Source organism: Micrococcus sp. APC 4021, from assembly GCF_030407635.1.
Lineage (GTDB): Bacteria > Actinomycetota > Actinomycetes > Actinomycetales > Micrococcaceae > Micrococcus > Micrococcus luteus.
On record NZ_JASDCZ010000024.1, the window covers coordinates 1 to 25,903 of the forward strand.

The 25,903-nt window shown below is 75.4% G+C and carries 21 protein-coding genes; 5 read left to right on the top strand and 16 right to left on the bottom strand.

What is annotated here, in order from left to right; all coding sequences use genetic code 11:
* Window positions 1-67 precede the first annotated feature (67 nt).
* The 3 genes from QL983_RS03725 to hrcA all read right to left on the bottom strand — a co-directional run bounded on the left by QL983_RS03725 (window position 68) and on the right by hrcA (window position 3,048).
* Window positions 68-829 (bottom strand): 16S rRNA (uracil(1498)-N(3))-methyltransferase, encoded by a 762-nt coding sequence (locus tag QL983_RS03725; RefSeq protein WP_207476083.1) that lies wholly within the window; start codon window positions 827-829, stop codon window positions 68-70.
* Window positions 826-1,959, bottom strand: coding sequence for a molecular chaperone DnaJ (gene dnaJ, locus QL983_RS03730; RefSeq protein WP_036380884.1), 1,134 nt, complete (start codon window positions 1,957-1,959; stop codon window positions 826-828). The genes QL983_RS03725 and dnaJ overlap by 4 nt, the downstream gene beginning before the upstream one ends.
* 75 nt (window positions 1,960-2,034) lie before the next feature.
* Window positions 2,035-3,048: a heat-inducible transcriptional repressor HrcA gene (gene hrcA, locus QL983_RS03735; protein WP_060774995.1), complete on the bottom strand. Its 1,014-nt coding sequence runs from the start codon at window positions 3,046-3,048 to the stop codon at window positions 2,035-2,037.
* 170 nt (window positions 3,049-3,218) lie between these two features.
* Between hrcA and QL983_RS03740 the strand changes: the two genes are divergently transcribed.
* Window positions 3,219-4,079, top strand: a complete 861-nt coding sequence (locus QL983_RS03740) for a DUF3097 family protein (RefSeq protein ID WP_060774996.1) — start codon at window positions 3,219-3,221, stop codon at window positions 4,077-4,079.
* Window positions 4,080-4,173: 94 nt separating this feature from the next.
* The gene (locus QL983_RS03745) at window positions 4,174-4,593 is read left to right on the top strand and encodes a DUF4870 domain-containing protein (RefSeq protein WP_002854682.1); all 420 of its coding nucleotides are present in this window, start codon (window positions 4,174-4,176) and stop codon (window positions 4,591-4,593) included.
* Between the two features lie 15 nt (window positions 4,594-4,608).
* Here the strand turns inward: QL983_RS03745 and hemW are convergent, their stop codons facing one another.
* The gene (hemW, locus tag QL983_RS03750) at window positions 4,609-5,889 is read right to left on the bottom strand and encodes a radical SAM family heme chaperone HemW (RefSeq protein WP_290151287.1); all 1,281 of its coding nucleotides are present in this window, start codon (window positions 5,887-5,889) and stop codon (window positions 4,609-4,611) included.
* Complete coding sequence (lepA, locus tag QL983_RS03755; protein ID WP_290151289.1) at window positions 5,890-7,749, bottom strand: translation elongation factor 4; 1,860 nt, start codon at window positions 7,747-7,749, stop codon at window positions 5,890-5,892.
* 111 nt (window positions 7,750-7,860) lie between these two features.
* Between lepA and QL983_RS03760 the strand changes: the two genes are divergently transcribed.
* Window positions 7,861-8,523, top strand: a complete 663-nt coding sequence (locus QL983_RS03760; protein WP_134417006.1) for a type II toxin-antitoxin system PemK/MazF family toxin — start codon at window positions 7,861-7,863, stop codon at window positions 8,521-8,523.
* 195 nt (window positions 8,524-8,718) lie between these two features.
* Window positions 8,719-8,985: a 30S ribosomal protein S20 gene (gene rpsT / locus QL983_RS03765; RefSeq protein WP_002854699.1), complete on the top strand. Its 267-nt coding sequence runs from the start codon at window positions 8,719-8,721 to the stop codon at window positions 8,983-8,985.
* A gap of 102 nt (window positions 8,986-9,087) precedes the next feature.
* On the opposite strand, the gene holA is transcribed toward rpsT, so the two are convergent.
* The 6 genes from holA to QL983_RS03795 all read right to left on the bottom strand — a co-directional run bounded on the left by holA (window position 9,088) and on the right by QL983_RS03795 (window position 18,713).
* Entirely contained in the window at window positions 9,088-10,107 is a 1,020-nt protein-coding gene (gene holA / locus QL983_RS03770) for a DNA polymerase III subunit delta (protein ID WP_134377190.1), read from the bottom strand.
* A 10-nt stretch (window positions 10,108-10,117) separates the two neighbouring features.
* Window positions 10,118-12,685, bottom strand: coding sequence for a ComEC/Rec2 family competence protein (locus QL983_RS03775; protein ID WP_230260272.1), 2,568 nt, complete (start codon window positions 12,683-12,685; stop codon window positions 10,118-10,120).
* A 29-nt stretch (window positions 12,686-12,714) separates the two neighbouring features.
* On the bottom strand, window positions 12,715-13,572 hold the full coding sequence (locus QL983_RS03780) for a ComEA family DNA-binding protein (protein ID WP_049146786.1): 858 nt from the start codon (window positions 13,570-13,572) through the stop codon (window positions 12,715-12,717).
* Window positions 13,573-13,701: 129 nt separating this feature from the next.
* Window positions 13,702-14,676: a DegV family protein gene (locus QL983_RS03785; protein ID WP_230260274.1), complete on the bottom strand. Its 975-nt coding sequence runs from the start codon at window positions 14,674-14,676 to the stop codon at window positions 13,702-13,704.
* Between the two features lie 46 nt (window positions 14,677-14,722).
* A complete protein-coding gene (gene leuS, locus QL983_RS03790; RefSeq protein ID WP_271437955.1) occupies window positions 14,723-17,230 on the bottom strand; it encodes a leucine--tRNA ligase in 2,508 nt (835 codons plus the stop codon).
* Window positions 17,231-17,387: 157 nt separating this feature from the next.
* Window positions 17,388-18,713: a membrane protein gene (locus tag QL983_RS03795; protein WP_036336588.1), complete on the bottom strand. Its 1,326-nt coding sequence runs from the start codon at window positions 18,711-18,713 to the stop codon at window positions 17,388-17,390.
* A 272-nt stretch (window positions 18,714-18,985) separates the two neighbouring features.
* On the opposite strand from QL983_RS03795, the gene QL983_RS03800 reads away from it, so the two are divergent.
* Window positions 18,986-20,041, top strand: coding sequence for an alpha/beta hydrolase (locus QL983_RS03800; RefSeq protein WP_036336590.1), 1,056 nt, complete (start codon window positions 18,986-18,988; stop codon window positions 20,039-20,041).
* Window positions 20,042-20,049: 8 nt separating this feature from the next.
* Here QL983_RS03800 and QL983_RS03805 read toward each other — a convergent pair whose 3' ends face one another.
* The 5 genes from QL983_RS03805 to gmk form a co-directional block, all read right to left on the bottom strand.
* Window positions 20,050-22,212 (bottom strand): primosomal protein N', encoded by a 2,163-nt coding sequence (locus QL983_RS03805; RefSeq protein WP_309225964.1) that lies wholly within the window; start codon window positions 22,210-22,212, stop codon window positions 20,050-20,052.
* 13 nt (window positions 22,213-22,225) lie between these two features.
* Window positions 22,226-23,488 carry a methionine adenosyltransferase gene (gene metK, locus QL983_RS03810; protein ID WP_010078605.1) on the bottom strand — a complete coding sequence of 421 codons (1,263 nt, stop codon included), beginning with the start codon at window positions 23,486-23,488 and terminating at the stop codon, window positions 22,226-22,228.
* A gap of 15 nt (window positions 23,489-23,503) precedes the next feature.
* Window positions 23,504-24,790 (bottom strand): bifunctional phosphopantothenoylcysteine decarboxylase/phosphopantothenate--cysteine ligase CoaBC, encoded by a 1,287-nt coding sequence (coaBC, locus tag QL983_RS03815; protein WP_044659810.1) that lies wholly within the window; start codon window positions 24,788-24,790, stop codon window positions 23,504-23,506.
* Window positions 24,791-24,797: 7 nt separating this feature from the next.
* On the bottom strand, window positions 24,798-25,238 hold the full coding sequence (gene rpoZ, locus QL983_RS03820) for a DNA-directed RNA polymerase subunit omega (RefSeq protein ID WP_010078603.1): 441 nt from the start codon (window positions 25,236-25,238) through the stop codon (window positions 24,798-24,800).
* Window positions 25,239-25,304: 66 nt separating this feature from the next.
* On the bottom strand, window positions 25,305-25,903 hold a 599-nt coding region (gene gmk, locus QL983_RS03825), incomplete at its 5' end, for a guanylate kinase (protein WP_290151310.1).

Consider the following 25,903-nt stretch of genomic DNA (forward strand, 5'->3'; position numbering starts at 1 on the left):
CACCTCGGGGTCGCGGGGGCGGGACATCCCGTCCAGTCTAGGCGTCGGCGCGCCGTCCTGCCGGGGCTCACCAGCGGCCGAGCCGGTGCTGGAGCACGGCGAGGGCGGCGGGGCCGGCCGTGGAGGCGCGCAGCACGTGCGGGCCGAGCCGCACCGGCACGGCCCCCGCGGCCACGCAGGCCTCGAGCTCGGCCGGGCCGATCCCGCCCTCGGGGCCCACGACGACGGCGATCTCGGCGGCCGCGGAGAGTCGCTCCGCGGGCACCGTGGACACCCCGTGCTCCGCGTCCTCGTGCAGCACGAGGACGAGCCGGCCGCCGTCGTCGTCCCGGGCCAGCCCGGCGACCGCCGTCCCGGAGACGTGGTCTCGGACCGCGGGCACCCGGGCGCGACGCGCCTGCTTGGCGGCCGCGCGGGCCGTGTCCGCCCACTTCTGGCGGGCCTTGGCGGCCTTGGGGCCCTTCCAGCGGACGATCGAGCGCTCCGCCTCCCAGGGCACCACGGCGTCCACGCCGAGCTCGACGGCGGCCTGGACCGCCATGAGGTCCCGGTCGCCCTTGGCGAGGGCCTGGACGAGCACGAGCGCCGGGGTGGGCGCCGGCTCCTCCGCCACCGTGTCCAGCCGCACGGACACCGCGTCCGGGGCGGCCGCGAGCACGGTGCCGTGGCCGAGCGTGCCCGACCCGTCGGCCAGGAGCACGGCCTCCCCGGGGGCCAGGCGCATGGCCGCGGCGGCGTGCCGGGCCTCGGGGCCGCCGAAGACGACCTCCGCGCCGGCGCTCGCACCGGCCAGGGTGCCCGGTTCGAGGTGGAACAGGGGGGCGGTCACAGGTTCCTCAGGTTCTCCCGCAGCCGGGCGAACATGCCCTTGGCCTGGGGTGCGCCGTGCACGACCTCCTCGCCGCGCACCTCGGCCAGGCGCTCCAGGAGCTGGCGCTGCTCGTCGTCCAGGTCGGTGGGCGTGGTGACCACCACGTCCACCTTGAGGTCGCCACGGCCCTGCCCGCGCAGGCGGCCGACGCCCAGGCCGTGGAGGACCTCGACGTGGCCGGACTGCACGCCCGGGTCCAGGCTGACGGACTGCTTGCCGTCCAGGGTGTCCAGCGTGACGGTGGTGCCCAGGGCCGCGGCGGCCATGGGGACGGTCACGGTGGTGGCCAGGTGGTCGCCCTCGCGGCGGAAGGTCTCGTCCGGGCGGACCGCGATCTCCACGTAGAGGTCCCCGTTCGGGCCGCCGCCCGGGCCGGCCTCACCGCGGCCGGCGAGGTGGATGCGGGTGCCGTCGTCCACGCCCGCGGGGATCCGCAGGGTCAGCGGCGTCCGGGTGCGGACGCGGCCCTGCCCGTCGCACTCGTGGCAGGGCGTCGGGATGACGGTGCCGAACCCCTGGCAGGCGGGGCAGGCCTCGGTGGCCATGACGGTGCCCAGCAGCGACCGCACGGGGCGCTGGATCATGCCGTGGCCGTGGCAGGTCTGGCAGGTCTCCGGCTGGGTGCCGGGCTCGCAGCACGAGCCCTCGCACCGATCGCAGCGTACGGCCGTGTCCAGCTCGATCGTCTGCTCGCCGCCGAAGACGGCGTCGCGCAGGTCGATCCGCGCGGTCACCAGGGCGTCCTGGCCGCGGCGGGCGCGGCTGGCGGGGCCGCCGCGGCCGCCCTGGCCGGCGGCGTTCATGAAGGTCTCGAAGATGTCGGCGAAGCCCCCGAAGCCGCCCGCCCCGCCGAAGCCGCCCGGGAAGCCGGCCTGGCCGTTCTCATTGCCCGTCGTGTCGTAGGCCCGGCGCCGGCCCTCGTCCGAGAGCACCTCGTAGGCGTGGGAGATGCGCTTGAACTGCTCGGCCGCCTCCGGGTCGGGGTTGACGTCCGGGTGGTGGGTGCGCGCGAGCTTGCGGTAGGCGCGGCGGATCTCCTCGGTGCTGGCGTCACGGCTGACGCCGAGCGTCTCGTAGTGGTCGGTCACGGTGGGGATTCCTCTCGGGGAGAGCGGGACGTGGGGCGATGCGGGACGGGGCCCGCCAGGACGCGCGGTGGCGCGTCAGGTGGTCAGGATGCGGGAGAGATAGCGGGCGATCGCCCGGACGGCGGCCATGGTGCCCGGGTAGTCCATCCGGGTCGGTCCGATGACGCCGAGCTTCGCCACGGCGCCGGGGCCGTAGGCGGCTGCGACCACCGAGGTGTCCGCGAGCGATCCGGCGTTCTCGGAGCCGATCCGCACGGACACCCCGTGGGCGTCCTGCTCCATCTCCGTGAGCAGGCGCAGCAGCACCACCTGCTCCTCGAGCGCCTCCAGGATCGGCCCGATGGACGCGCCGAAGTCCCCCGGGGAGCGGGCCAGGTTGGCGGTGCCGGCCAGGACGATGCGGTCCTGCCGGCCGGCCTCGAGCAGGTCCTGGACGGCCGCGGCCACGAGGGCCGCGGACGGCCGGTGCTCCGGGCGGACCCGGGTGACGACGTCGTCCACCACGGTGGCCGCCTGCACCGGACCGAGCCCCAGCAGGGCGTCCAGCAGGAGGCCGCGGAGCACGGACAGCTCCGCCTCGTCGACCGGCCGGTCCAGCACGGCGTGCCGCTGGTCCACCCGTCCCGTGGACAGGATGAGGACCACGAGCAGGCGCGTGGGCGTGAGGGAGACCAGTTCGAGGTGGCGGATCGTGGAGCCGTCCTCGTGTGGGAACTGCGCGACGGCGACCTGCTGGGTCAGCTGGGCCAGGAGGCGCACCGTGGACTCCATCATGTGCTCGGTGTCCGTCTCCGCGTCCAGCAGGGTCCGCACGGCCCGGCGCTCGGCCGGGGACAGCGGCTTCACCTCGGAGAGGCGGTCGACGAACACGCGGTAGCCCTTGTCCGTGGGGACGCGCCCGGCGGAGGTGTGCGGGGCCACGATGAGGCCCTCCTCCTCGAGCGCAGCCATGTCGTTGCGCACGGTCGCGGAGGACACGCCCAGGGCGTGCCGTTCCACGAGCGCCTTGGAGCCCACGGGCTCGCGCAGCGCCACGTAGTCCTCCACGATCGCCTGGAGCACCTGCAGGCGGCGGGGCTGCTCCGACATCTCGGTCCTCCTCTGGTCCGTCGGGATCCGGGGCGACCCCGGAGGTGCCCCTGGCTGGCACTCCGGCGGGTCAAGTGCCAATGCTACCGTCCGGCCCGGGGGACGACCCGACCGGCCCGCACGGCTTCGCTCACGGTGATCGCCCGCCCCCGTTGCTACCGTGCTCTCCCATGGACTGGAGCAGCTGGGGCCCCGCGGGCCACGACGACCTGACGCGCCGCCCCGCCCGGACCGTCCCCGATGTGCCCGCCACCCCCGGCACGGTGGTCGAGGACGTGGCCTCCGGGTTCACCGGGGCCGTGATCGGCATCGAGCGCTCCGGCGGCGTGCACGTGGTGGTCCTGGAGGACCGCCGCGGCGTGCGCCGCGGCTTCCCCCTCGGCGGCGGCTTCTGGATCGACGGCGAGCCCGTGACCCTGGTCCCCCCGACCGCCGCGGCCCCGGCGGCGCCGGCCCGCACCGCCTCCGGCTCGCGACGGGTCGAGGGGGCGCGGGCCCGCACCGCCCGCGCCTCTCGCATCTGGGTGGAGGGCGTGCACGACGCCGAGCTGGTGGAGAAGGTGTGGGGCGAGGACCTGCGCCTCGAGGGCATCGTCGTGGAGCCCCTGCACGGCGTGGACGACCTCGCCGGGGCGATCCGTGCGTTCGCCCCCGGCCCGCGGCGCCGGCTCGGGATCCTCGTGGACCACCTCGTCACCGGGTCCAAGGAGGAGCGCCTCGCGGCCGAGGCCATGCACGTGCCGGGGGCCGCGGGCAACGTGCTCATCCTCGGTCACCCCTACGTGGACGTCTGGCAGGTCATCAAGCCCTCCGTCCTCGGCATCCCCGCGTGGCCCGTCGTGCCGAAGGGGCAGGACTGGAAGACGGGGATCCTGCGGGGACTGGGCTGGCCGCACGGGAGCAAGGAGGCCACGGGGCTGGGGTGGAAGCGGCTGCTCTCCCACGTCACCACGTACGCGGACCTCGAGCCGTCCCTGCTGGGCCGCGTGGAGGAGCTCATCGACTTCCTCACCGCCGCACCCGAGCACTGATCTCGGCGCGGCCCCCGCCCGCCCGCGCTATGCTGGCCCATGCCCTGCGCCCGGTCCCCGGCGCGCGGGTCCCGCGATCCAGGAGGAGCCCCTCGTGAACACCCGCGCGCAGCCCGACGCCGGCCGCACCGGCCACGGCCCGCCCGCCTGGCTCGTCTCGGCCGGCGGCCGCGGCGCCCCGCTCACGGCGAAGCAGGACCGTGACCGCGCGGCGCTGGCCCACCTCAGTCTGGCGTTCGGCGTGCTCGGCCCGCTGGTCGTGTGGCTGCTCTACCGCGACCGCGGCCCGTTCACCTCGCAGGAGTCGCGCGAGGCCCTGAACTTCTCCGGGCCGCCCACGCTCATCACGCTCCTGTTCTTCTTCCTGTCCCTGCTGCCGGTGGTCGGCCCGATCTTCGCGATCCTCGGCGCGCTCACGTGGGCCGCCATGGCGGTCTACGGCGTGATGGGCGCCTCGCACGTGTCCAAGGGCCGTCCGTTCCGGTACCCGTTCAACCTGCGCATCCTGCGCTGACCCGGGGCCGGCCGGTCAGAAGCCGGCCAGCGCCCGGACGATCGCGTCGTTGCGCAGCCGCCCCTCGAGCGTGGGGACGATGCGCCCGTCGACGGCGGCGCGCCCGTCCAGCAGGCCCGCGGCGATGAGTTCGGCGATCGCCCCGCGGATCCGCACGGCCTCCCCCGGCGTCTCCGAGACGAGCTCCGCGGTCGGGAGCCCGCCCACCGTGCGCACCGCGAGCATGATGCGCTCGAGGCGCCGCGCGTCGGCGTCGGGCCGCTCGCGGCCGACGGCGGGGGTGACCCCTGTGGCCAGCCGCTGCGCGTAGGCGGCGGGGTGCTTGGCGTTCCAGAACCGGACCCCGGCGAGGTGCGAGTGCGCGCCCGGGCCGATCCCCCACCAGTCCTGGTCCTCCCAGTACGCCACGTTGTGCCGCGCACGGTGGACCCCGGACCCCCGCGGGTCCCGCGCCCAGTTGGACACCTCGTACCAGCGGTAGCCGGCGGCGCCGAGCAGCTCCTCGGCGAGCAGGTACTTGTCCGCCTGGTCGTCGGGGTCCACGTCCGCCACCTCGCCGCGGGCCACCTGGGCCCCGAGCTTGGTGCCCTCCTCCACGATCAGCGAGTACGCGCTCACATGGTCCGGGGCCAGGGCGACGGCGGCCTCGAGCGTGGCCCGCCAGTCGGCGAGGGACTCCCCCGCGGTCCCGTAGATCAGGTCCAGGGACACCTCCAGGCCGGCCTCGCGGGCCGCGGCGACGGCGGCGGGGACGGACTCGGGCCGATGGGTGCGCTCGAGCGTGGCGAGCACGTGCGGCACCGCGGACTGCATGCCCAGGGAGAGGCGGGTGAAGCCGCCGGCCGCGAGCTGGCGGGCGTACTCCGGGGTGATCGTGTCCGGGTTGGCCTCGGTGGTCACCTCCGCGCCGGGCGCGATCCCGAACCGGTCCACCGCCGCCTGGAGGATGCGCACGAGGTCCGCGGCCGGCAGGAGCGTGGGCGTGCCGCCGCCGAAGAACACCGTGTGCAGCGGGCGGTCGGGCACGTCCGAGGACGCGAGCACGTCCGCGGCGAAGTCCAACTCCGCGACCGCCGACTCCCAGTAGTCGCCGCGACCCGCGCCGGGGCCGAGGTCGACGGCCGTGTACGTGTTGAAGTCGCAGTAGCCGCAGCGCACCGTGCAGAACGGCACGTGGACGTACAGGCTGAAGGTGCGCGCCGCGCCGTCGCGGGCGGCCGCGCGCACCCGCTGCCCGACGTCGGCCGGCAGCCGGCCGTCGTCGGGGACGGGCTCGCCGAGGGGCAGGGCGGGCACTTACTTCTTCGCGGCCTGGTCGGCGCCGGCGCTGTCCGAGGACAGGGCGGCGATGAAGGCCTCCTGCGGGACCTCCACCCGGCCGACCATCTTCATGCGCTTCTTGCCCTCCTTCTGCTTCTCGAGCAGCTTGCGCTTGCGGGAGATGTCGCCGCCGTAGCACTTGGAGAGCACGTCCTTGCGGATCGCGCGGATGTTCTCGCGGGCGATGATGCGCGAGCCGATGGCGGCCTGGATCGGCACCTCGTACTGCTGGCGCGGGATCAGCTCCTTGAGCTTGCCCGTCATCATCACGCCGTACGCGTAGGCGTTGTCCCTGTGGGTGATCGAGGAGAACGCGTCCACCTGTTCGCCCTGGAGCAGGATGTCCACCTTGACGAGGTCGGCGACCTGGTCGCCGTCGGCCTTCCAGTCCAGCGAGGCGTACCCCTTGGTGCGGGACTTGAGCTGGTCGAAGAAGTCGAACACGATCTCGGCCAGCGGGATCCAGTAGCGGATCTCCACGCGTTCCTCGGAGAGGTAGTCCATGCCCTTGAGATTGCCGCGCTTGGCCTGGCACAGCTCCATGACGGCGCCGATGAACTCGGCCGGCACGATGATCGTGGCCGAGGCCATGGGCTCGCGCACCTCGAGGATCTTGCCCTCGGGGAACTCGGAGGGGTTGGTCACGGTGACGACCTCACGGTCCTCCCGGGTGACCTCGTAGACCACGTTGGGCGCGGTGGAGATGAGGTCGAGGTCGAACTCGCGCTCGAGGCGCTCGCGCACGATCTCCAGATGCAGCAGACCGAGGAAGCCGACGCGGAAGCCGAAGCCCAGCGCGACCGAGGTCTCCGGCTCGTAGACGAGCGCGGCGTCGTTGAGCTTGAGCTTGTCCAGGGCGTCACGCAGCACGGGATAGTCCGAGCCGTCGATGGGGTACAGACCCGAGAACACCATGGGCTTGGGGTCCTCGTAGCCACCCAGGGACTGCTCCGCCGGGTGGGCGTGGTTGGTGACCGTGTCGCCCACCTTGGACTGACGCACGTCCTTCACGCCGGTGATGAGGTAGCCCACCTCGCCCGCGGCCAGGCCCTTGGTGGGCACGGGCTCCGGGGAGGAGACGCCGATCTCGAGGAGCTCGTAGGTGGTGCCCGTGGACATCATGCGGACCTTCTCCCGTGGGGAGAGCCGGCCGTCCACGACGCGCACGTACGTGACGACGCCCCGGTAGGTGTCGTACACGGAGTCGAAGATCATCGCGCGGGCCGGGGCGTCCGCGTCCCCCTCCGGGCCGGGGATGGCGCGGACCACGCGGTCCAGCAGCTCCTCGACGCCGACGCCCGTCTTGCCGGAGACGCGCAGCACGTCCTCGGGCTCGCAGCCGATCAGGGAGGCCAGCTCGGCCGCGTAGCGGTCCGGATCCGCGGCGGGCAGGTCGATCTTGTTGAGCACGGGGATGATCTCCAGCTCGTGCTCCATGGCGAGGTAGAGGTTCGCCAGGGTCTGGGCCTCGATGCCCTGGGCGGCGTCCACCAGCAGGATCGCGCCCTCGCACGCGGCCAGCGAGCGGGAGACCTCATAGGTGAAGTCCACGTGCCCGGGGGTGTCGATCATGTTCAGGGCGTAGTCCACCCCGTCCACGGACCAGGGCATGCGCACGGCCTGGGACTTGATGGTGATGCCGCGCTCACGCTCGATGTCCATGCGGTCCAGGTACTGGGCCTTCATGTCGCGGGGCTGCACGACGCCGGTGGCCTGCAGCATGCGGTCCGCCAGCGTGGACTTGCCGTGGTCGATGTGGGCGATGATGCAGAAGTTGCGGATCACCGAGGGGTCGGTGGCAGCGGGCACCGGGGGGTTCGACGCCAGGGGCGACACGGGCACTTCCTCTACGGGTGACGGGGACGGGGCTCTGACCGCCTAGTCTGTCATGTCCCGCCGCCGACCCGACCCGGACGCCGGGCCCGCGCGTCCACTAGATTCACGCCCATGGCCTTCGACCTGCATCGCGCCCTGTCCCTCGGCCGCCGGACGGCACGCCTGATCGGCGCCCTCCGCGACGACGCCCGGCCGCGTCGAGCCGCCTCCGAGGCCGGTCGACGGGCCGGCGACCGGAGCGGCCCGTCACCCTTCCCGGGCCCGCCCGGGCCTCCCGGGCCCGCGTGGGACCCCACGGAGCCCACCGACTCGTGGCCGATGCCCGGGCCCGGGCAGGAGCGCCGGCCCCGGCGACAGGACACCGGCCGCCACGCGTCCCTGCCGGACTTCACCGGGACCGTCCGCGTCGAGTACGCGCCCGTGCCCGGGCCGACGGCCGGGCCGGGAGAGGTCGTGTGGACCTGGGTGCCGTACGAGGAGATGGACGGCCGGGGCAAGGACCGCCCCGTGCTCCTGATCGGCCGGGACGGGGCGCACCTGCTCGGGCTCATGCTGACCAGCCGGGACCGGAACAACGCCCTGACCCGGGACGAGGACTACGTGGACGTGGGCGCGGGCGCCTGGGACCGGTCCGGCCGCGCCTCGGAGGCGAAGCTGGACCGGGTGGTCCGCGTGGATCCGGCCGCGGTGCGCCGGGAGGGCGGCGTCCTGGACCGGGCGGCCTTCGACCGGGTCACGGCCGCGCTGGCCCGCGCCCGGCGGCGGGGGCGCTGAGTCCGCCGCGCGGATCGCAGGGTCTGGGTGGTAGGATCGTCCGCATTGTGTCCGCCGGTCGACGGGCACCCCCGGAACGGGTCATCATCGGTGTTCCCCACGCCGCTCAGTCCACGGATCCGGGCACCCTCCACGACCCCCTGTTCATGCGGCGCCCGGACCCTCGTCCGCGCCGCCGACGACGAAGGACCCGATTTGGCTAACATCAAGTCCCAGAAGAAGCGCATCCTCACCAACGAGAAGGCGCGCCAGCGCAACGTCGCGGTGAAGTCCGAGCTGAAGACCGCCATCCGCGCCGTGGACAAGGCCGTCGCCGCCGGCGAGGCCGAGGCCGCCGCCGCCGCGCTGCGCACCGCCTCCCGCAAGCTGGACAAGGCCGCTTCGAAGGGCGTCATCCACAAGAACCAGGCCGCGAACCGCAAGTCCGGCATCGCCGCCCGCGTGAAGGCCCTCCTCGGCTGATCCACGCCCCCCGGCTGTGACCGCGGCCCCCGCCCCGAGCGATCGGTGCGGGGGCCGCGTCGTGTCCGGGCTGCCCCCGTCGCGTGCCGTCCGGCGGCGCCGTCAGCGGCTGACGGCGGTGGCCACGCGGATGACCGCGCGCTCGACGGCGAACTCCGGGTTGCGGGAGGCGCCCTTGGCCTCGGCGTCGGCCTGGGCGATCCACTCCACGGCCTGCGCGATGCCGGCCGCCGTCCAGTGCCGCGCCGCCTGCTGGATGTAGCGCACCTGGAACGGGGCCACTCCGAGCAGGGACGGCAGCTCGGCGGCGGGCCGGCGGGCGTCGATCATCCGTGCCACCTGCCGCGCCTTGAGCGCGAGCGCCGCGGTGATCATCACCGGGTGCACGCCGGTGGCCATCGCGTGCCGCACGAGGGACACGGCCCTCGCCGCCTGCCCCTCGAGCGCCGCGTCGGCCACCGCGAAGCTCGTGGCCTCCACGCGGCCGCTGTAGTAGGTGTCCACGGTCTCGACGGTGACGACGCCCTCGGTGTCGTCGACGAGCTGGGCACACGCGGCCGCGAGCTCCGTGAGCGAGGCGCCGGTGGCGCGGATGAGCGCGCGGGCCGCCTCCTCGTCGATGCGTCGACGCCGGTCGCGGAACTCGGCCTGCACGAAGGCCAGCCGCTCCTCGTCCTTCTTCAGCGGCACGCATTCGACCACCGTGCCGTCCTTCGCGACGGCATCCAGCAGCTTCTTGCCGCGGGTGCCGCCGGTGTGACGCAGCACGAGCGTGACGTCGTCCGCGCCGGGGCCCTGCTGGACGAGGCGCAGGGCGTCCTCGAGGAACGCATCGTTCATGGCCTCGAGGCCCTCGACCGTGATGAGGGTGGGCTCGGCGAAGAGGGACGGGCTGGCCGCGGTGGCCAGCTGGCCGGGCTGGTACTCCCCCGCGCGGAGCCGGTGGATCTCCAGCTGACCGTGACGCTCGCGCAGAGCCTGGGTCACGCGGTCCGTCACCCACCGGGCGGCATGGTCCTCGGGTCCCTTGAGGAGCATGAGCGGGGCGGGCTCGGCTCGCCGCCAGGCCAGCGGGTCGGTGCGGCCGGCTCGGCCGGAACGGGGGCTGCGGGCGGCGGACATGCGTCCCATCCTAGGGTCCGGTGCGGACGCTCGAGGGCGGGCGGACGGTGTGAGCCGTGATCTCGGGCGCGCCGTCGGGGTTGGGGCCGTCCGCGGCCGTGAGGGCCAGCGTGCCGTGCAGGTCCGTGCGGGCCACCGGCCCGAGGCGGCCGAGCGCGTCCACCGTGGCCCGGTGAGGGTGGCCGTACGGGTTGTCGGCGCCCACGGAGACCACGTGCAGGCGGGCGCCGGCCGCGCGCGGCACGGCCGTCCCACCGTTGCGGGCCCCGTGGTGGGCGACCTTGAGCACGTCCACGCGCGGCGGTGCGGCGGCATCGGACCGGCGCCCCGCGACCCACGCCGCGGAGGCGTCCTCCTCCATGTCGCCGGTGACCAGCGTCGTGACCGGACCGGCCCCGCTCTCGACGGTGACCAGCACCTGCGCGGAGGCGTCGTTCTCCTCGGGGGCCCGCGCGTCGGCGAGCAGCACATGCCACCGCACCGGCCCGGCCGTGCCCGTCGCGCCGGTGCGGAGCCGTGCCGCGTCGGCGGGCGGGTCGACGCCCTCCGCCTCCCCGCCGCGCCCTCCCCTGCCCTGCCCCGGTGCGTCCCGGGTCGCGTAGTGCACCGCCCCGGGGGAGGCGCGGTCGACCACGCCGGCCAGCCCCCCGGCGTGGTCGGCGTGCAGGTGGGTGAGCAGCACGGCGTCCACCCGGTCGACGTCGAGGTCGTCGAGGCAGCGACGAGCGAGCCCCGGTTCGGGCCCGACGTCGACGACGACCCCCGCGCGCGGGCCGGACCGGAACACGGCCATGTCCCCCTGGCCGACGTCGCAGAACGCCACCGCCCAGTCCGGCGGGGCCGCGCCCGAGGCCCGCGGCACGAGGACCGCCCCGACCGCACCCGTGGTGGCCGCGGCCAGCGCGGCGGCGAGCACGACCAGGGCGGGGAGGCGCTCGCGGGTCCGCGGCGCGCTGCGGCCGACACGCCGCACCGGGGCGGCCCGGCGGCGTTCGAGCAGGAGCACGGCGGCGAATCCGAGGAGCGTCGCGGCAACCAGCAGGACGCCCAGCCCGGCGCCGAGGGCTCCGGCCGGCCACGGACGCAGCGCCCCGGGCAGGGAGGCGCTGGTGTGGGCGACCCACCCGATCCAGGCCGCGGGCCACTGGATCACGGCGACGAGGGCGGCGGCGATCCCCGGCGCGGGCAGGGCGAGGGCCGCGGCGAGGGTGCCCAGGACGGTCACGGGCGGCACGGCCGGGGCGGCCAGCAGATTGGCCGGCACCGCGTAGGCCGACACCTCACCGGTCATGGCCAGGATGATCGGCTGGCAGGCCAGGTGGGCGGCCACGGTCACCGCGAGCGACGCCGAGAGCCACCGCGCCACGACGTCGGGCAGCACCCGGCCGAGCCCGGCGTGCAGCGCACGGTCGAGGGGCGCGCCGCCCAGGACGATGCCCGCGGTCGCCGCCAGGGAGAGGTGGAAGGCCGGTTCCACGGCGAGGGCCGGCACCGCGACGAGCAGGGCCGTGCCGCCCACCGTCAGGAGTCCGAACGCCTGCCGCGCGCGGCCGAAGAACACCGCGAGGGCGCCGAGGGCGCCCATCACGGCCGCCCGGAGCACGGACGGCTCCGGCCCCACCACGACCACGAACACCCCGAGGACCGCCAGCCCGGCGCTGAGGACCACCGCCCGGTGCACCCGCGCGCAGCGCAGGGTGATCGCGACCGCGCCGAGGATCATGGCCACGTTGGCCCCGGACACGGCAGACAGGTGCGACAGGCCCGAGGCCTTCATGGCGTCGTCGAGGGCGGCCCCCTGGGCGGAGCGGTCGCCCAGCACCAGCCCCGGGATGAGCTCCGGCGCCGCGCCGACCGTGCGCTCCGCGGACTGACGGAATGCGGCGCGCAGCGCCTCCCGCCGAGGCGGGCCCGGGCCGCCGTCGGTGGCCCCGCCCGCCGTCTCCACCCCGCCGGGGCAGGGTCCCGGCTGCGGGGCGGCCGCGGCGGCCAGGAACACGGTGGAGCCGGACCTCGACGGCCGGGCCACGACGCACACCCGCGATCCCGGCCCGCCGCCGGGGGCCGCCGTTTTGTCCGACGGCGCGGCGATCGTCGCGGGCGGTGCGCCCCCGCCCGTGAGCCGGGCCGTCACGGCCGCCGCGGGGGCCCGCGGCGGGTTTCCGAACGTCTCGACCCGCACGGGCACGCTCCAGCGCGGGCCGAAGGCCGCCTCGCTCAGGGTGGCGGGCCCGTCCAGGGTCAGCTCGAGCCGCAGCGGTGAGCCCGCGTGCACCGCGCCGGTCCAGCCGCTGCCCTCGGCCGCGGCGGCCGGCCCGGCCGAGTGCTGCAGCATCAGGGCCGCGGCCACGCCGGCCAGCGCCGCCGCGGTGGCCACGCCCCGTATCCGACCGGTCGAGCGGGCGGCGCCCAGGACGGCGGCCGCGGCGACGGCCAACCCGGTGAGGGCCGCCGCCGAGCGGGCCGGGGCGTCCCAGCCGACGCCGAGGATCCCGAGGGTCAGGCAGGCGAGCAGGGCGGGCACCCACCGGGCGTCGAGCGGGCCGGGCACCTCGCGGCGGCGGGCGCGGTGGTCCATGGGATCGCTGGACGGGCCCGGGACCGGGCTCACCACGAGACGTGGTCACGCAGCCGGTCGAGCGTGGCCGGGCCGATGCCGGGCACCGCGTCCAGGTCCGGCAGGCCGGTGAACGGGCCGACCGTCTCGCGGTGGGCGATGATCTTCTCCGCCGTGGCGGGGCCGACGCCGGGCAGGGTCTGCAGCTCCGTGGCGTCAGCGGTGTTCAGGTCCACGGTGCCGCCGGGCTCGGCGCCGCCCGGCTCGCCTCCGGCACCGGCCCCGCCCGTGGTCGGCGTGGGCTGCGCCTGCGCGGCCCCGGCCACCCGGTCCAGGGCGTCCTGCGGCGTGTGGGCGGAGGGGACGAGGACCTGTTGGCCGTCGTCCAGCGGGGCCGCGAGGTTGATGCGCTCCGCCCGGGCGTCCCGGGTCGGGCCGCCCGCCGCGCGCACGGCGTCGGCCACCCGGGAGCCCGGCGCGAGGCTGACCACACCCGGCCGGGCGACCTCGCCCACCACGTGCACCCGCAGCGGGCCGGACCCGGCGGGCTCGGGCGCCTCCCCCGACGGCCCCGCCTCGGACGTCCGCGCGTCGGTGCCCGCCGCCGACGGGGCGGCGGAGGGCGCGCCGGTCTGCGGGATGCCTGCCCCGGCCGCGGCCGCCGGGATCGCCGCGGGCGGCGCCGGGGTGGTCAGCCAGGCCACCGCCCACCAGGCCGCGGCGGCGACGAGCAGCACGGTGACGGCCAGCAGGGCCGGCCGCCACCGCAGCACCGGGCCCCGGGGCGGGGTGCGCTCCCACCCGGACGCGGCGTGCGGGCCGGCCGTGTCGACGTCGGGGACGGCCGCGGGCGCGGGGTCCGGGGCGAAGGCGGGCGGATCGTCGCAGAGGCGGTGGCTGGGGCTCATGCGGGCAGTCTGCGTCCCCGCGTCTGAGCCGGGCGCGTCCCGCACCCGGCCTGGGGATCGCCACCGCGCTCCAGGGCGGTGTGCAGGAACGGACGCGCCCGTCTCCTCAGCGCTCCCACACGGGCGGCCTCAGTCCCCCGAGCCCCCCGTGGGCGATTCCAGCGGGCAGATCACCACACCCAGCGCGCCCAGGCCCAGGTGCGCGGCGAGCACGGCGGGCAGCTCGACGACGGGCACGGGGGTGGTGGAGATCGGCTGGAGCCGCTCCGCGAGCTGCCCGGCCGTCTCGGGGTCGCCGTACTCGTGCACGGCGATCCGCACCGGGTCCCCGCCGGCCCGCTCGGTCGCGAGCTCCACGAGCCGGTCGACGGCCCGGGCCGCGGAGCGCGGGCGGTCGACCAGGCCGATCGCGCCGTCGTCGACGGCCATGACGGGGCGCACCTGCAGCAGCGTGCCCAGCAGCGAGGCCAGCCCGCTGATCCGCCCGCCCCGGCGCAGCTGCTCGAGGCTGGGCACCGTGAACAGCACATGGCTGGAGTCCACGGTGGCCTCGAGCCGCTCGCGGATGCGGGCCACGGGCATGCCCACCCCCGCGTCCACGGCGGCGTCCACCACGGCCATGCCCAGCGCGAAGCCCACGGTGCGCGAGTCCACCACGGTCACCGGGCGCTCGGCGTCCGCGGCGGCCAGGCGCGCGGCCTCCACGGTGCCGGAGAGCTCGCCGGACAGGTGGACGGAGAGGATGCGTGCGTAGCCGGCGCGGGCCAGCTCAGCGTAGGCCGTCCGGAACGCGCCCGGCGAGGGCCGTGAGGTGCGCACCGGGGTGCCGGCGGCCAGGGCCAGCGGCAGCTCCAGCGCGAGCTCGTCCGTGCCCTCCGTGTGGATCTGCTCGCCCACCATGACGGGCAGCGCCACCTGGCGGATCCCCGCGGCCAGACCGTGTCCGAGGACGGCGCCGGGCAGGGCGGCGGCCGAGTCCGTGACGACGGCCGTGCGGTCCCGGCGGGGCGGGCGCAGCCCGTAGCGTGCCCGCCCGGCCAGCTGGGAGCGGCGGGAGCGCAGGCGGACGAGCGCGTCGTCGCGCCACTGCTCGATGCTCGCCACGGCCTGCCTCCTCTCCCCCGGCCCGGTCGGGGCCGGTCTCACGCGGTCAGCGGATCACCAGGTTCACGAGCTTGGGCTCCCGCACGATCACCTTGACGATCTCGGCGTCCCCGATGAAGTTCCGCACCTTCTGCGACGCGCGGGCGCGCGCCTCGAGGTCCTCGGCGGTGATGTCCGCGGGCACCTCGAGGGTGTCGCGGACCTTGCCCTTGACCTGGACGACGGCCGTGACGGTGTCCTCGACCAGCAGCGCCTCGTCCACCGCGGGCCAGCCGGCGCGGACCACGGAGGGCTCGTGGCCCAGGAGGACCCACATGTCCTCGGCCGTGTACGGCGCCACGAGGGAGAGCAGCACGGCCACGGCCTCGGCGGCCTCGCGGACGGCGGGGTCGGCCGCGCCGGCGCCCGCGTCGATCTCCTTGCGGGCCGCGTTGACCAGCTCCATCGTCTTGGCGACGACCACGTTGAACTTGCCGTCGTCCAGCAGCTGCTGGGCCTCGTGCACGGTCCGGTGCGTCACCCGGCGCAGGGTCACGGCCCCGTCCGCCGGGTCCGTGCCGGCCGGGGCGCCCGTCGCGCGGACGTCGCGGGCCAGGCGCCACGCGCGGGCCAGGAACTTGCCGGCCGCCCCCGGGGCGACGTCGGCCCAGTCCACGTCGTCCTCGGGCGGCGAGGCGAACACCATGGTCAGGCGCACGGCGTCGACGCCGAACTCGTCCAGCTGGTCGCCCAGGTCCACGCCGTTGCCCAGCGACTTGGACATGGCCTTGCCGCCGTTGAGCACCTGGCCCTGGTTGAGCAGGGCGCGGAACGGCTCGGTGAAGGGCACCAGGCCGAGGTCGTGCAGGGCCTTGGTGAAGAAGCGGGCATACAGCAGGTGCAGGATCGCGTGCTCCACGCCGCCCACGTACTGGTCCACGGGCAGCCAGCGACGCAGAGCCTCGGGGTCGAAGACGCGGGCGTCGTCGTTCGGGGACGCGTAGCGGAGCATGTACCAGGACGAGTCCACGAACGTGTCCATGGTGTCGGTGTCCCGTCGCGCGGGGCCGCCGCACTGCGGGCAGTCCACCTCGACCCACGACGTCGCCGCGGCCAGGGGCGACTGGCCCTTGGGGGCGAGCTGCTCGCCCTTGAGGTCGGTCGGCAGGGTGACCGGCAGCTGGTCCTCCGGCACGAGCACCTCGCCGCAGTCCGGGCAGTGCACCACGGGGATCGGGGTGCCCCAGAAGCGCTGACGGGAGAGCAGCCAGTCGCGCAGCCGGTACGTGGTGGTGCCCCGGCCGGTGCCGCGCTCCTGCACGATCTCGATGGCCCGCGCGATGGCCGCGGTCTTGTCCAGGCCGTCGAGCTCCCCGGAGTTCACCAGGGTGCCCTCGCCGGTCGTCGCGACGCCGGAGACGGCCGGGTCCTCCTCGCCGGTGTCCAGCACGGTGCGCACGGGCAGCCCCATGGCGCGGGCGAAGTCGAGGTCGCGCTGGTCGTGGGCCGGCACGGCCATGATGGCGCCCGTGCCGTAGTCGGCCAGCACGTAGTCCGAGGCCCAGATCGGCAGGCGCTCACCGGTCAGCGGGTTCACCGCGTGGCGGCCCAGGAACACGCCGCTCTTCGGGCGGTCCGTGGCCTGGCGGTCGATGTCCGAGACCTTCTTCAGGTCCTCGCGGTACGCCTCGAGTTCGGCCCGCACGTCGTCGCCGGCGAGCTCGGCGGCCAGCGGGGCGTCGGCGGCGACCACCATGAAGGTCGCGCCGTGCAGCGTGTCCGGCCGGGTGGTGAAGACCGTGACGACGGGGCCGTCCTCGACCTGGAAGTCGACGTGGGCGCCCTCGGAGCGGCCGATCCAGTTGCGCTGCATGGCGAGCACGCGCTCGGGCCAGTGGCCGGTGAGCTGGTCCATGTCGTCCAGCAGCGCGTCCGCGTACTCGGTGATGCGGAAGTACCACTGGTTCAGGGTCCGCTTGGTGACCTCGGTGCGGCAGCGCTCGCAGCGGCCGTCCACGACCTGTTCGTTGGCGAGCACCGTCTGGTCCTGGGGGCACCAGTTGACCGGGGAGTCCTTCCGGTACGCCAGGCCCCTGCGGTACAGCTGCTGGAACAGCCACTGGGTCCACCGGTAGTACTCGGGGTCCGAGGTGTGCAGCTCACGGGACCAGTCCACGGCGATGCCGTACCGCTGGAAGGAGCGCTTCTGCGTCTCGATGTTCGCGTAGGTCCACTCGGCCGGGTGGGCGTCGCGCTTGATGGCGGCGTTCTCGGCCGGCAGGCCGAAGGAGTCCCAGCCGATGGGATGCAGCACGTCGAAGCCGCGCTGCATCCAGTGGCGCGCGACGACGTCGCCCATCGCGAACGCCTCGGCGTGCCCCATGTGCAGGTCGCCCGACGGGTACGGGAACATGTCGACCACGGTGCGGGTCTCGGAGCCGTCCTCGCGCGGGGCGAACGTCCCGGCCTGCTCCCAGTACCCGGCCCAGCGGGCCTCCACGTCACGGAACGAGTACTCCGCGTCGGCGGGGATGCTGGGGGTGGCCGGCACGGCGCTGTCGGGGGTCTGGCTCACGGCGGTTCGAGTCCTCACGCAGTCGGGATGGAGCGCCGGCCCTCGGGCGGCGCGGACGGGGCCGGCGGCACGGCCGGCCACCCCATCCTACGGCGACGGCGCCCCGGCCCGGCCGCAGGGCCGCTCCGAGACGCCGTGCCCGGCCGGGCACGCGGTTTCAGGCGGAGTGGCTGCCGCCTGCCGGACGCTCGGGCCCGGCGTCGGGACCGGGGCGCGCCCCTCCGGAGGTGAGCGCGTCGTCCTCCTCGAGCACCTGGGCGACCTCGTCCTCGAGGGCCTCCGTCACCGCGTCCGGGGCCGCCACGGAGTCCCCGACCGCCTCCTGCAGCTGCACTGCGTGCTGGGCCGTGAAGGTCTTCTCCGGATGCTCACGCAGGCGGAGCAGCGCGAGCAGGCGCAGACGCAGCCCCGACTCGGCGGAGATCTGCCGGCGGTGGGTGAGCCACCAGACGAGGAGCACGAGCGCGAGCACGATCCCCAGGTGGCCCAGCGCCGGGTAGACGACGTTCATCAGGTCGCCGAAGCCGACGAAGCTCACCGCGAAGGCCAGCAGCGTGACGCCGGCGAACACGGGCCGGTAGCGGCCCGGGCGGTCGGCCGTGAGGCGGCGTCCCAGCGCGTAGAACATGCCGATCGCGGTGTTGAAGATCATCAGGTAGATCACCACGACCATCGCCCAGCCCAGCCAGGGCGCGATCGAGGCGAACAGCCGCAGCATGGGGACGTCGGCGCGGCCGATCTCGGCGTAGCCGAGGTAGAGCAGCGTGGAGGCCATCAGGAGCAGGGCGGTGTACATCAGGCCACCGGTGAGGCCGCCGAGGAACGCCTCCCGGGGGTGGGTGATGGACCCGCCGATCACGAGGCACATGGACACGGCCATCACGACGACGAGGCCGAAGTAGTTGACCGAGGACAGCCACCACGGGTCCACCGGCGTGGTGGCCTGGACGGCGAGGGACTCGTGGGCGGTGAAGCCGCCGTCGCGGGTGACCAGGACGTGGACGAACCCGGCCACGACCGCGACGACCACCAGGGGCGTGATCAGGGAGATGATCGCGGAGACCTTCTCCACGTCCAGCATGCCCGTCACGAGCACGAGCAGGGTCATCAGGGTGGAGCCCGCCCACGTCGGCCAGCCGAACTGCTGGGCGAGCGTCGAGCCCGCCCCGGCGAGCATGACGACGCCGATCGCGAAGAGCGTCACCGTCACCACGACGTCCAGGATCCGGGCCATCACGGGGTGCGAGACGCTGCGGAAGACGACCTTGTGGTCGGCCGCGAGGAACACGCTGCCCAGCTGGAGGATGACGGCGCCGCCGGCGGTGACGAGCAGGCCGGCCAGTCCCGCGCCCACGACGCCGATCCAGCCGAAGCCCACGAAGTACTGGATGACTTCGGCGCCGGTGGCGAAGCCGGCGCCGACGAGCAGGCCGACGAAGGCGAGGGCGATCTTCAGGGATCTGAGCGCGACGGGGTGCTGCACGCATGGGCCTTTCGTGGGGGACGGGGTGCGCCCGTGCGGGCCCCGGGACCGAGGACGGGCCGGAGTACGGTAGGCACGCGCGCGCCATCGTGGCCAGGACCAGGCGTCGCCGGGTTCCGGGCAGCGTGGCCTCAGGCCCACCCCAAGGCCGCCCTCCCGCTGGCACGCCGCGGTCGCGATCAGGCCGAGCATCTCGGCGGACCCCGTCCCCGCGTCCAGCGGAGACGAGGCGCCACGGCGTCGGCGGTCGAAGGCCTGGCTAGGGTGGGGACGTGCCTGTCCCGACGCCGTCCGCCGCCCCGGGCCCGCCCGTCCGCCTGCGCGATCTGCTGCGCCCGCCCGCGGCGCCCGCCGATCCCCGCGTGCTCACGGGCCACCCGGCCCGGACGCCCCGCCGGCACACCCTGGCCGTCCCGGACCCCGTCAGCGGGATCCGGTCGTCCGTGGCCGTGTGGGAGTACACCCCCGTTCCGGTGGCCGCGCCGGGATCGCCCGGCGCACCCGAGGGGGACGCGGCCGCTGCCCCGCTCGTGTTCGTGCACGGCTTCCGCGGGGACCACCACGGCCTCGCCCTGCTGGCCGACGCGCTCCCGGAGCATCCGATCCACTCGATCGAGCTGCCCGGCTTCGGGGCTTCGGAGCCCTTCCCCCACGCCGAGCACACCGTGGCCCATCACGCGGACGCGGTGGCCACCGTCGTCGCCGCCCTGGGTCTGCGGGCGACCCCCGTGCTGGTCGCGCACTCCTACGGGACGACGGTGGCGGCCGAGCTGGTCGCGCGGGACCCGTCCCGGTGGGGACGGCTGGTCCTGCTCAACCCCATCGCCGAACCCGCGCTGGAGGCGTCGGCGTCCGTGTCGAGTCGGGTGCTGGCGGCCGTCGCCGAGGGGTACTACGAGGTCGCCGCCCGCCTGCCCGAGCGCCCGGCGCGGCTGCTGCTGGGCGCGCCGCCGGTCGTGTGGGTGACCACGCTCGCCATGACCCGCACCAGGGACAGGGATGTCCTCGCGTACACCCATGACCAGCACCGGCGCCACTTCTCGGACTTCGCCTCCGCACGCATGCTCTCCGAGGCGTACCGCGCCTCGAGCACGGGCTCCGTGGCCGACGTCGCCGCCCGCCTCAGCCTGCCGGTGCTGCTGGTCGCGGGGCGGGAGGATCCGCTGGGCTCGGTGCCGGCACAGGAGGCGCTCGCCGCGGCGATCGACGACGCGGGCGGCACGGCGGAGCTGCACGTCCTCGACGGCGTCGGGCATCTGCTGCACTACGAGCGGCCGGCCGCCTGTGCGGCGTTGATCCGCGACTGGCTCCGCCGCGCCGGCCGCTGACGGGCCCCTCAGAGCACCCCGGCCGGGTCGAGCCGCACCCGCACCGGGGCGGTCTCCCGCCGAGCGCTCGCTGCGGACCGGGCGGCGCGCAGGGCGCCGACGGTGGCCTCGGCCGCCGCGTAGGGGAAGATCAGCAGGGCGCGGGAGCGGGTCTCGTCGGCGGGGTCCGGCACCGGCCCAATCCAGGGCAGCCGCGCCGGGCCGCCATCGAGCGGGGCCGAGTGCGGATCCTCGTGGACGTCCTCGTCCGGCCGTTCCCGGCGGGCGGCCTCCACGAGCTCGAGGTACTCCGCGACGGCGGCGGCCTCCCCCGTGACCTCTGCGAGGCGGCCGGCGGGAGGCAGGTGCAGCTCGCGCCGCTCGGCGACCTGGCGCGCGGCGAAGCCGTCGGGGTCCCGTCGGACGAGCGCGTTCACCGCCTCCCCCGCGTCCGCGGTGACCACCACGACGCCCCCGTCGGAGGCGGGGCGGACCAGGCAGGCGGCCGCGAGCCAGCGGGCGAGCACGCGGCCCGGCACGTCGAGGCCCTCGCGCTGGAGCTGGCTGTCCCCGTCGAGCAGCAGGGCGGCCGCGTAGCCGTCGGGCGTCGCCGGCTCGGCCCCCACGGTCGCCACCACCAGGGAGGGCCCGGGCGGCACCGAGCCGAGCATGTGCTGCGCCGAGGAGGCGTGCACGGGCACGCGCGGGAACGCCCGGCCCAGCTCCTCGGCCGTGCGGTCCACGCCGCGGGCGCCGGCCCGCAGCGTCGTGCCGCCGCACTCGGTGCACCGGAAGCCGCGCTCCCGGGTGCCGCACCACCGGCAGGCCACCTCCCCGTGCCGGGCGGCCCGCGCGTCGCGGAAGCCCAGCGGCCCCGCGCAGACGCGGCAGCGGGCGGGCGTGCGGCACCGTTCGCACACGAGGGCTGGGATGAAGCCGGCCCGGGCCACCTGCACGAGCACCGGGCCCGGCCGTGGCCCGAGCAGCGCGGCGCGGGCGGCGGCCCAGGCGGCCTGCGGCAGCCGCGCCCGCTGCGCGAACGGGTCGCGCGCCGTCTCCCAGGCGTCGGCGGTGGAGACGACCCGTGGCCCGAGCTCGCGCTGGGTCGCGCGGGAGGGGCCCAGGTGCAGCAGCCAGCCCGACTCGACGAGCCGTTGCACCGGGACGGACCGGGAGGGCCCGGCGAAGAGCAGCGCCGCGCCGGTCGCGCGGGCCCGCTCCAACACGACCTCTCGGGCGTGGAAGTAGGGCGCGCGGGGTTCTGCCCACGCGTCGTCGCCGTCGTCCCAGAGCACCACCAGCCTCAGGTCGCGCACGGGCGACCACACGGCGGCCCGGGTGCCGGCCACGATGCGCCGGGTGCCGCGCAGCGCGGCCAGGTGGGCGCGGTACCGGGGCGTGTTGCCGTCCTCGGAGCCGATCCGCGCGTAGGCGTCCTCCCCCACGTGCTCGTCGAGGGCGGCGCAGAGCCGGTCGAGGTCGCGGTGGTCGGGCACCAGCAGCAGGACGCCGCCGTCCGAGGCGGCCACCGTGCGCGCCAGAGCGGCCAGCGCGCCCGCCTCGTCCCATTCGAACAGGCGCGAGGGCACGACGGCGGCCGCCCGCGCGGCGTCCCCGGCCAGCACGGCGGACACGAACGCGGTGCCCCCCTCGAGGGACTCCCACACCGTGGGCACGAGGCCCTCCTCCGCCGCGGGAGGCTCCGGGCGCTCGGCGTCCGTGCCGGTCAGCGTCACAGGGTGGTCCGCGGCGGTTTCCGCGTCCTCCGCCAGGGCGGCCTTCTCGACCTGCGCAACGCGCGGGGGCACCGCGGCCCGCAGCACGTCCGTGACGACGCCGGCCTGGCGGCGGGCCACCGCGCGAGCCGTCGCCAGGACCTCCTCCGTCAGCGGCGGGATGGCGGTGAGCACGCCGGTGAGCTCGGTGAGCTGGGCGCCGGTGGCCGGCTCCTGCTCCCGCGAGACGAGCCAGCCCGTCATGGCCCGTCCGCCGAAGCGGACGGACACGCGGGAGCCGGGGACCGCCCGGTCGTCCAGGGCCACGGGCACGAGATAGTCGAACTCGCGGTCCAGGTGCGGCACGGGCGAGTCCAGCAGGACGCGGGCGATCGGCCGCTCCGGCCACCCCTCGGCCCGCTCCGGCAGTCGGGGCGCGTCCTCCGGCTCCGGGAGGGCGAACAGCGTGTCCGTGATGCCCGCCTCCGGATCAGAGGCCGGCGGCAGCGCGCAGCTGCTCGACGCGGTCCGTGCGCTCCCACGTGAAGTCGGCGTCGTCCCGGCCGAAGTGGCCGTTCGCGGCGGTCCGTCGGTAGATGGGCCGCAGGAGGTTCAGCTCCTTCACGATGGCGGCCGGACGCAGGTCGAACACCGCGTTCACGGCCTCGATGATCTTCTCCTCCGGCACCGTGGCCGTCCCGAAGGTGTCCACGTACAGGCCCACGGGCCGGGCCGAGCCGATCGCGTAGGCCACCTGGAACTCGGCGCGCGAGGCGAGGCCGGCGGCCACCACGTTCTTCGCGACCCAGCGGAGCATGTAGGCGGCGGAGCGGTCCACCTTGGACGGGTCCTTGCCGGAGAAGGCGCCGCCGCCGTGCCGGGCCATGCCACCGTAGGTGTCCACGATGATCTTGCGACCGGTGAGGCCGGCGTCGCCCACGGGGCCGCCGATGACGAACTTGCCGCCCGGGTTGATGATGATCCGCATGCCGGAGGTGTCGAGGCCGGAGCGCTCGATGACGGGCCGGATCACGTGCTCCTCCACGTCCGCCCGCAGCTGCTCCTGCGTGACCCACTCGTGATGCTGCGTGGAGACCACCACGGCCTCGACCGTGGTGGGCACGTGGCCGGGCGCGTAGCCGATGGTGACCTGCGTCTTGCCGTCCGGCAGCAGGTACGGCATGGGCGTGTTCTCCGCCCGGCGCACCGCGGTGAGCCGCTCGGAGAGCCGGTGCGCGAGGTAGATGGGCATGGGCATGTACGCCGGGGTCTCGTCCGTGGCGTAGCCGAACATGATGCCCTGGTCCCCCGCGCCCTGCTCGTCCACCTCGTCCGCCGAGCCGTACTCGCGGGCCTCGAGGGACCGGGAGACGCCGGCGAAGATGTCCGAGGACTGCTGGCCGATGGAGATGTTCACGCCGCACTGGGCGCCGTCGAAGCCGTTGGCCGAGGAGTCGTAGCCGATGTCCAGGATGGTCTCGCGCACGATCTTGGGGATCTCCACGTACGCCGAGGTGTTCACCTCGCCGGCCACCTGCACCAGGCCGGTGGTGGTCAGGGTCTCCACGGCCACCTTCGCCGACGGGTCGGCGGCGAGGATCGCGTCCAGGATGGCGTCGGAGATCTGGTCGCAGATCTTGTCGGGGTGGCCCGCCGTGACGGACTCGGAGGTGAAGAGGCGGAGCTCTCCGCCGCCCACCCCCGAATACGGGTCGGCGTGGCGGGCGGGGCTCAGCGAGGCGGCATCGGTCATGCCGCACAGTCTAGGTCAGCGGCCCGACGCGCCGGCGGGGTCGCGACCGGCGAGGTCATCCACGATCGCCTGCACGACGGCGGCCGCCGCCTGGTCCTTGGAGCCCACGGTCTCCACGGCGGGGCGGCCGTCGGCGAACAGGATGGTCACGGCGGTCTCGTCCCGGCCGAACACCTTGTCCGTGCCGACCTCGTTGACCACGAGCATCTCGCAGCCCTTGCGCGCCAGTTTGGCCCGGCCGTACTCGAGCACGGAGGACGTCGCGTCGCCGGTCTCCGCGGCGAAGCCGACGATGAGCGGGGCCATGGGCCCGCCCTCGGAGCGGGTCCGCACGGCCGTGGCGAGCACGTCCGGGGTGCGCTCGAGCACGATGACGGGCGCGCCGCCGTCGTCGCCCTTCTTCATCTTGGCGTCGGAGACCTCGGCCGGTCGGAAGTCCGCAACGGCCGCCGCCATCACGAGGACGTCGGCGTCGGCGGCCTCCGCCAGCACGGCCTCGAGCAGGTCCTGCGTGGACTCCACGGGCACGACGCGCTCGACGCCCTCGGGCGTCGGGACGGACATGGACCCGGCGACGAACCGCACGGTGGCGCCGGCCTCGAGGGCGGCGCGCGCCAGGGCGGCCCCCTGCTTGCCGGAGGAGCGGTTCCCCAGGTAGCGGACCGGGTCCAGCGCCTCGCGGGTGCCCCCGGCCGTGATCACCACGGTGCGACCGGCCAGCGGGCCGGGTGTCGGCTCGGCGTCGGACCCGGAGGCCCGGGGACGGCGCGGGGCGCCCGCGGCCGCGGCGGCCTGCGCACGCTCCCAGATCTCGGCGGGCTCGGGCAGCCGCCCGGCGCCGGAGTCGGCCCCGGTGAGCCGGCCCACGGCGGGGTCCACGACCGTGACGCCGCGCTCGCGCAGGAGGGCGACGTTGGCGACCGTGGCGGGGTGGTGCCACATCTCGGTGTGCATGGCGGGGGCCAGGACGACGGGGCACGTGGCGGTGAGCAGCACGTTGCCCAGCAGGTCGGGCGCCATCCCCGCGGCGGTGCGCGCGAGCAGATCGGCGGTGGCCGGCGCGACCACCACGAGGTCCGCACGCCGGCCGAGCCGGACGTGGTTCACCTCGTCGACCGCCTCGAACGTGTCCGTGCGGACCGGGCGACCGGAGAGGGCCTCCCACGTCGCCGCGCCCACGAACTCGAGGGCGTTGGCGGTGGGCACCACGGTCACGCCGTGGCCGGCCTCGGTCATCAGGCGCAGCAGCAGCGCCGCCTTGTAGGCCGCGATGCCGCCGCCGACCCCGAGGACGATCTCCATGACGGGCTCAGGCCTCCGGGGCGTCCTCGGAGGTGCCCTCCTCGGCGCGCACCGTCTCGGCGGCCTCCTCGATGGCGGCGGGATCGCCCATCGGCTGGTGGGCGTCGGCCGACTCGAGGGTGGCGAACGGGTCGTCCTCGCCCGGCAGGGAGAAGTCGCCGAAGTCCTCGGCGGCCAGGTCGGCCTCCGGGGTGGCCTCGACGGCCTCGCGGGACACGAGCAGGTCGGCCTCGATCTCGCGCAGGGCGATGGACAGCGGCTTCTCGTTCAGCTGGGTGTCCACGAGCGGGCCGACGTACTCGAACAGCCCCTCGTGCAGCTGCGAGTAGTAGGCGTTGATCTGCCGGGCCCGCTTGGCGGCGAAGAGCACCAGGGCGTACTTCGAGTCGACCCGCTCCAGCAGGGAGTCGATGGGCGGGTTGACGATGCCTTCGTACTGTTCGGTCACGGGGTCTCCAAAGTCTTCATCTCACTGTCACGTCGGCGCCGGGTGCGGCGTCGGTGCGGCCGGTCCTCAGGCCTCGGTCGGACGGCGCTCGGGGTCCAGCCCCATGAGTCTCACCAGTTCCTCGGCGGCCCGCTCCACGCGGTCGTTCACGACGACGGCGTCGAACTCGGGTTCCGCGGCGAGTTCCAGTCTAGCCGTTTCGAGCCGGCGGCGCTGTTCCTCCGGGCTCTCGGTGCCGCGGCCGAGCAGCCGGGACACGAGTTCCTCCCAGCTCGGCGGCGCCAGGAACACGAAGGTGGCCTCCGGCAGCGCACGGCGGACCTGGCGCGCTCCCTGCAGGTCGATCTCCAGCAGGACGTGGCGGCCCTGCGCCACGGCCTCCATCACGCGGTCGCGCCGCGTGCCGTAGCGGTGGACGCCGTGCACGACGGCCCATTCCAGCATCTCGTCCGCCTCGACGAGGGAGTCGAACTCCTCCGGCGTCGTGAAGTAGTAGTGCACCCCGTCCTCCTCGCCCGGGCGCGCCGGGCGGGTGGTGGCGGAGACGGACAGCCAGGCCTCGGGGTAGTGCTCGCGGACATAGGCCGACACGGTGCCCTTGCCGACGGCGGTGGGGCCGGCCAGGACGGTGACGCCCGGGCCCGGGGGGCGTTCCTGGACGACGG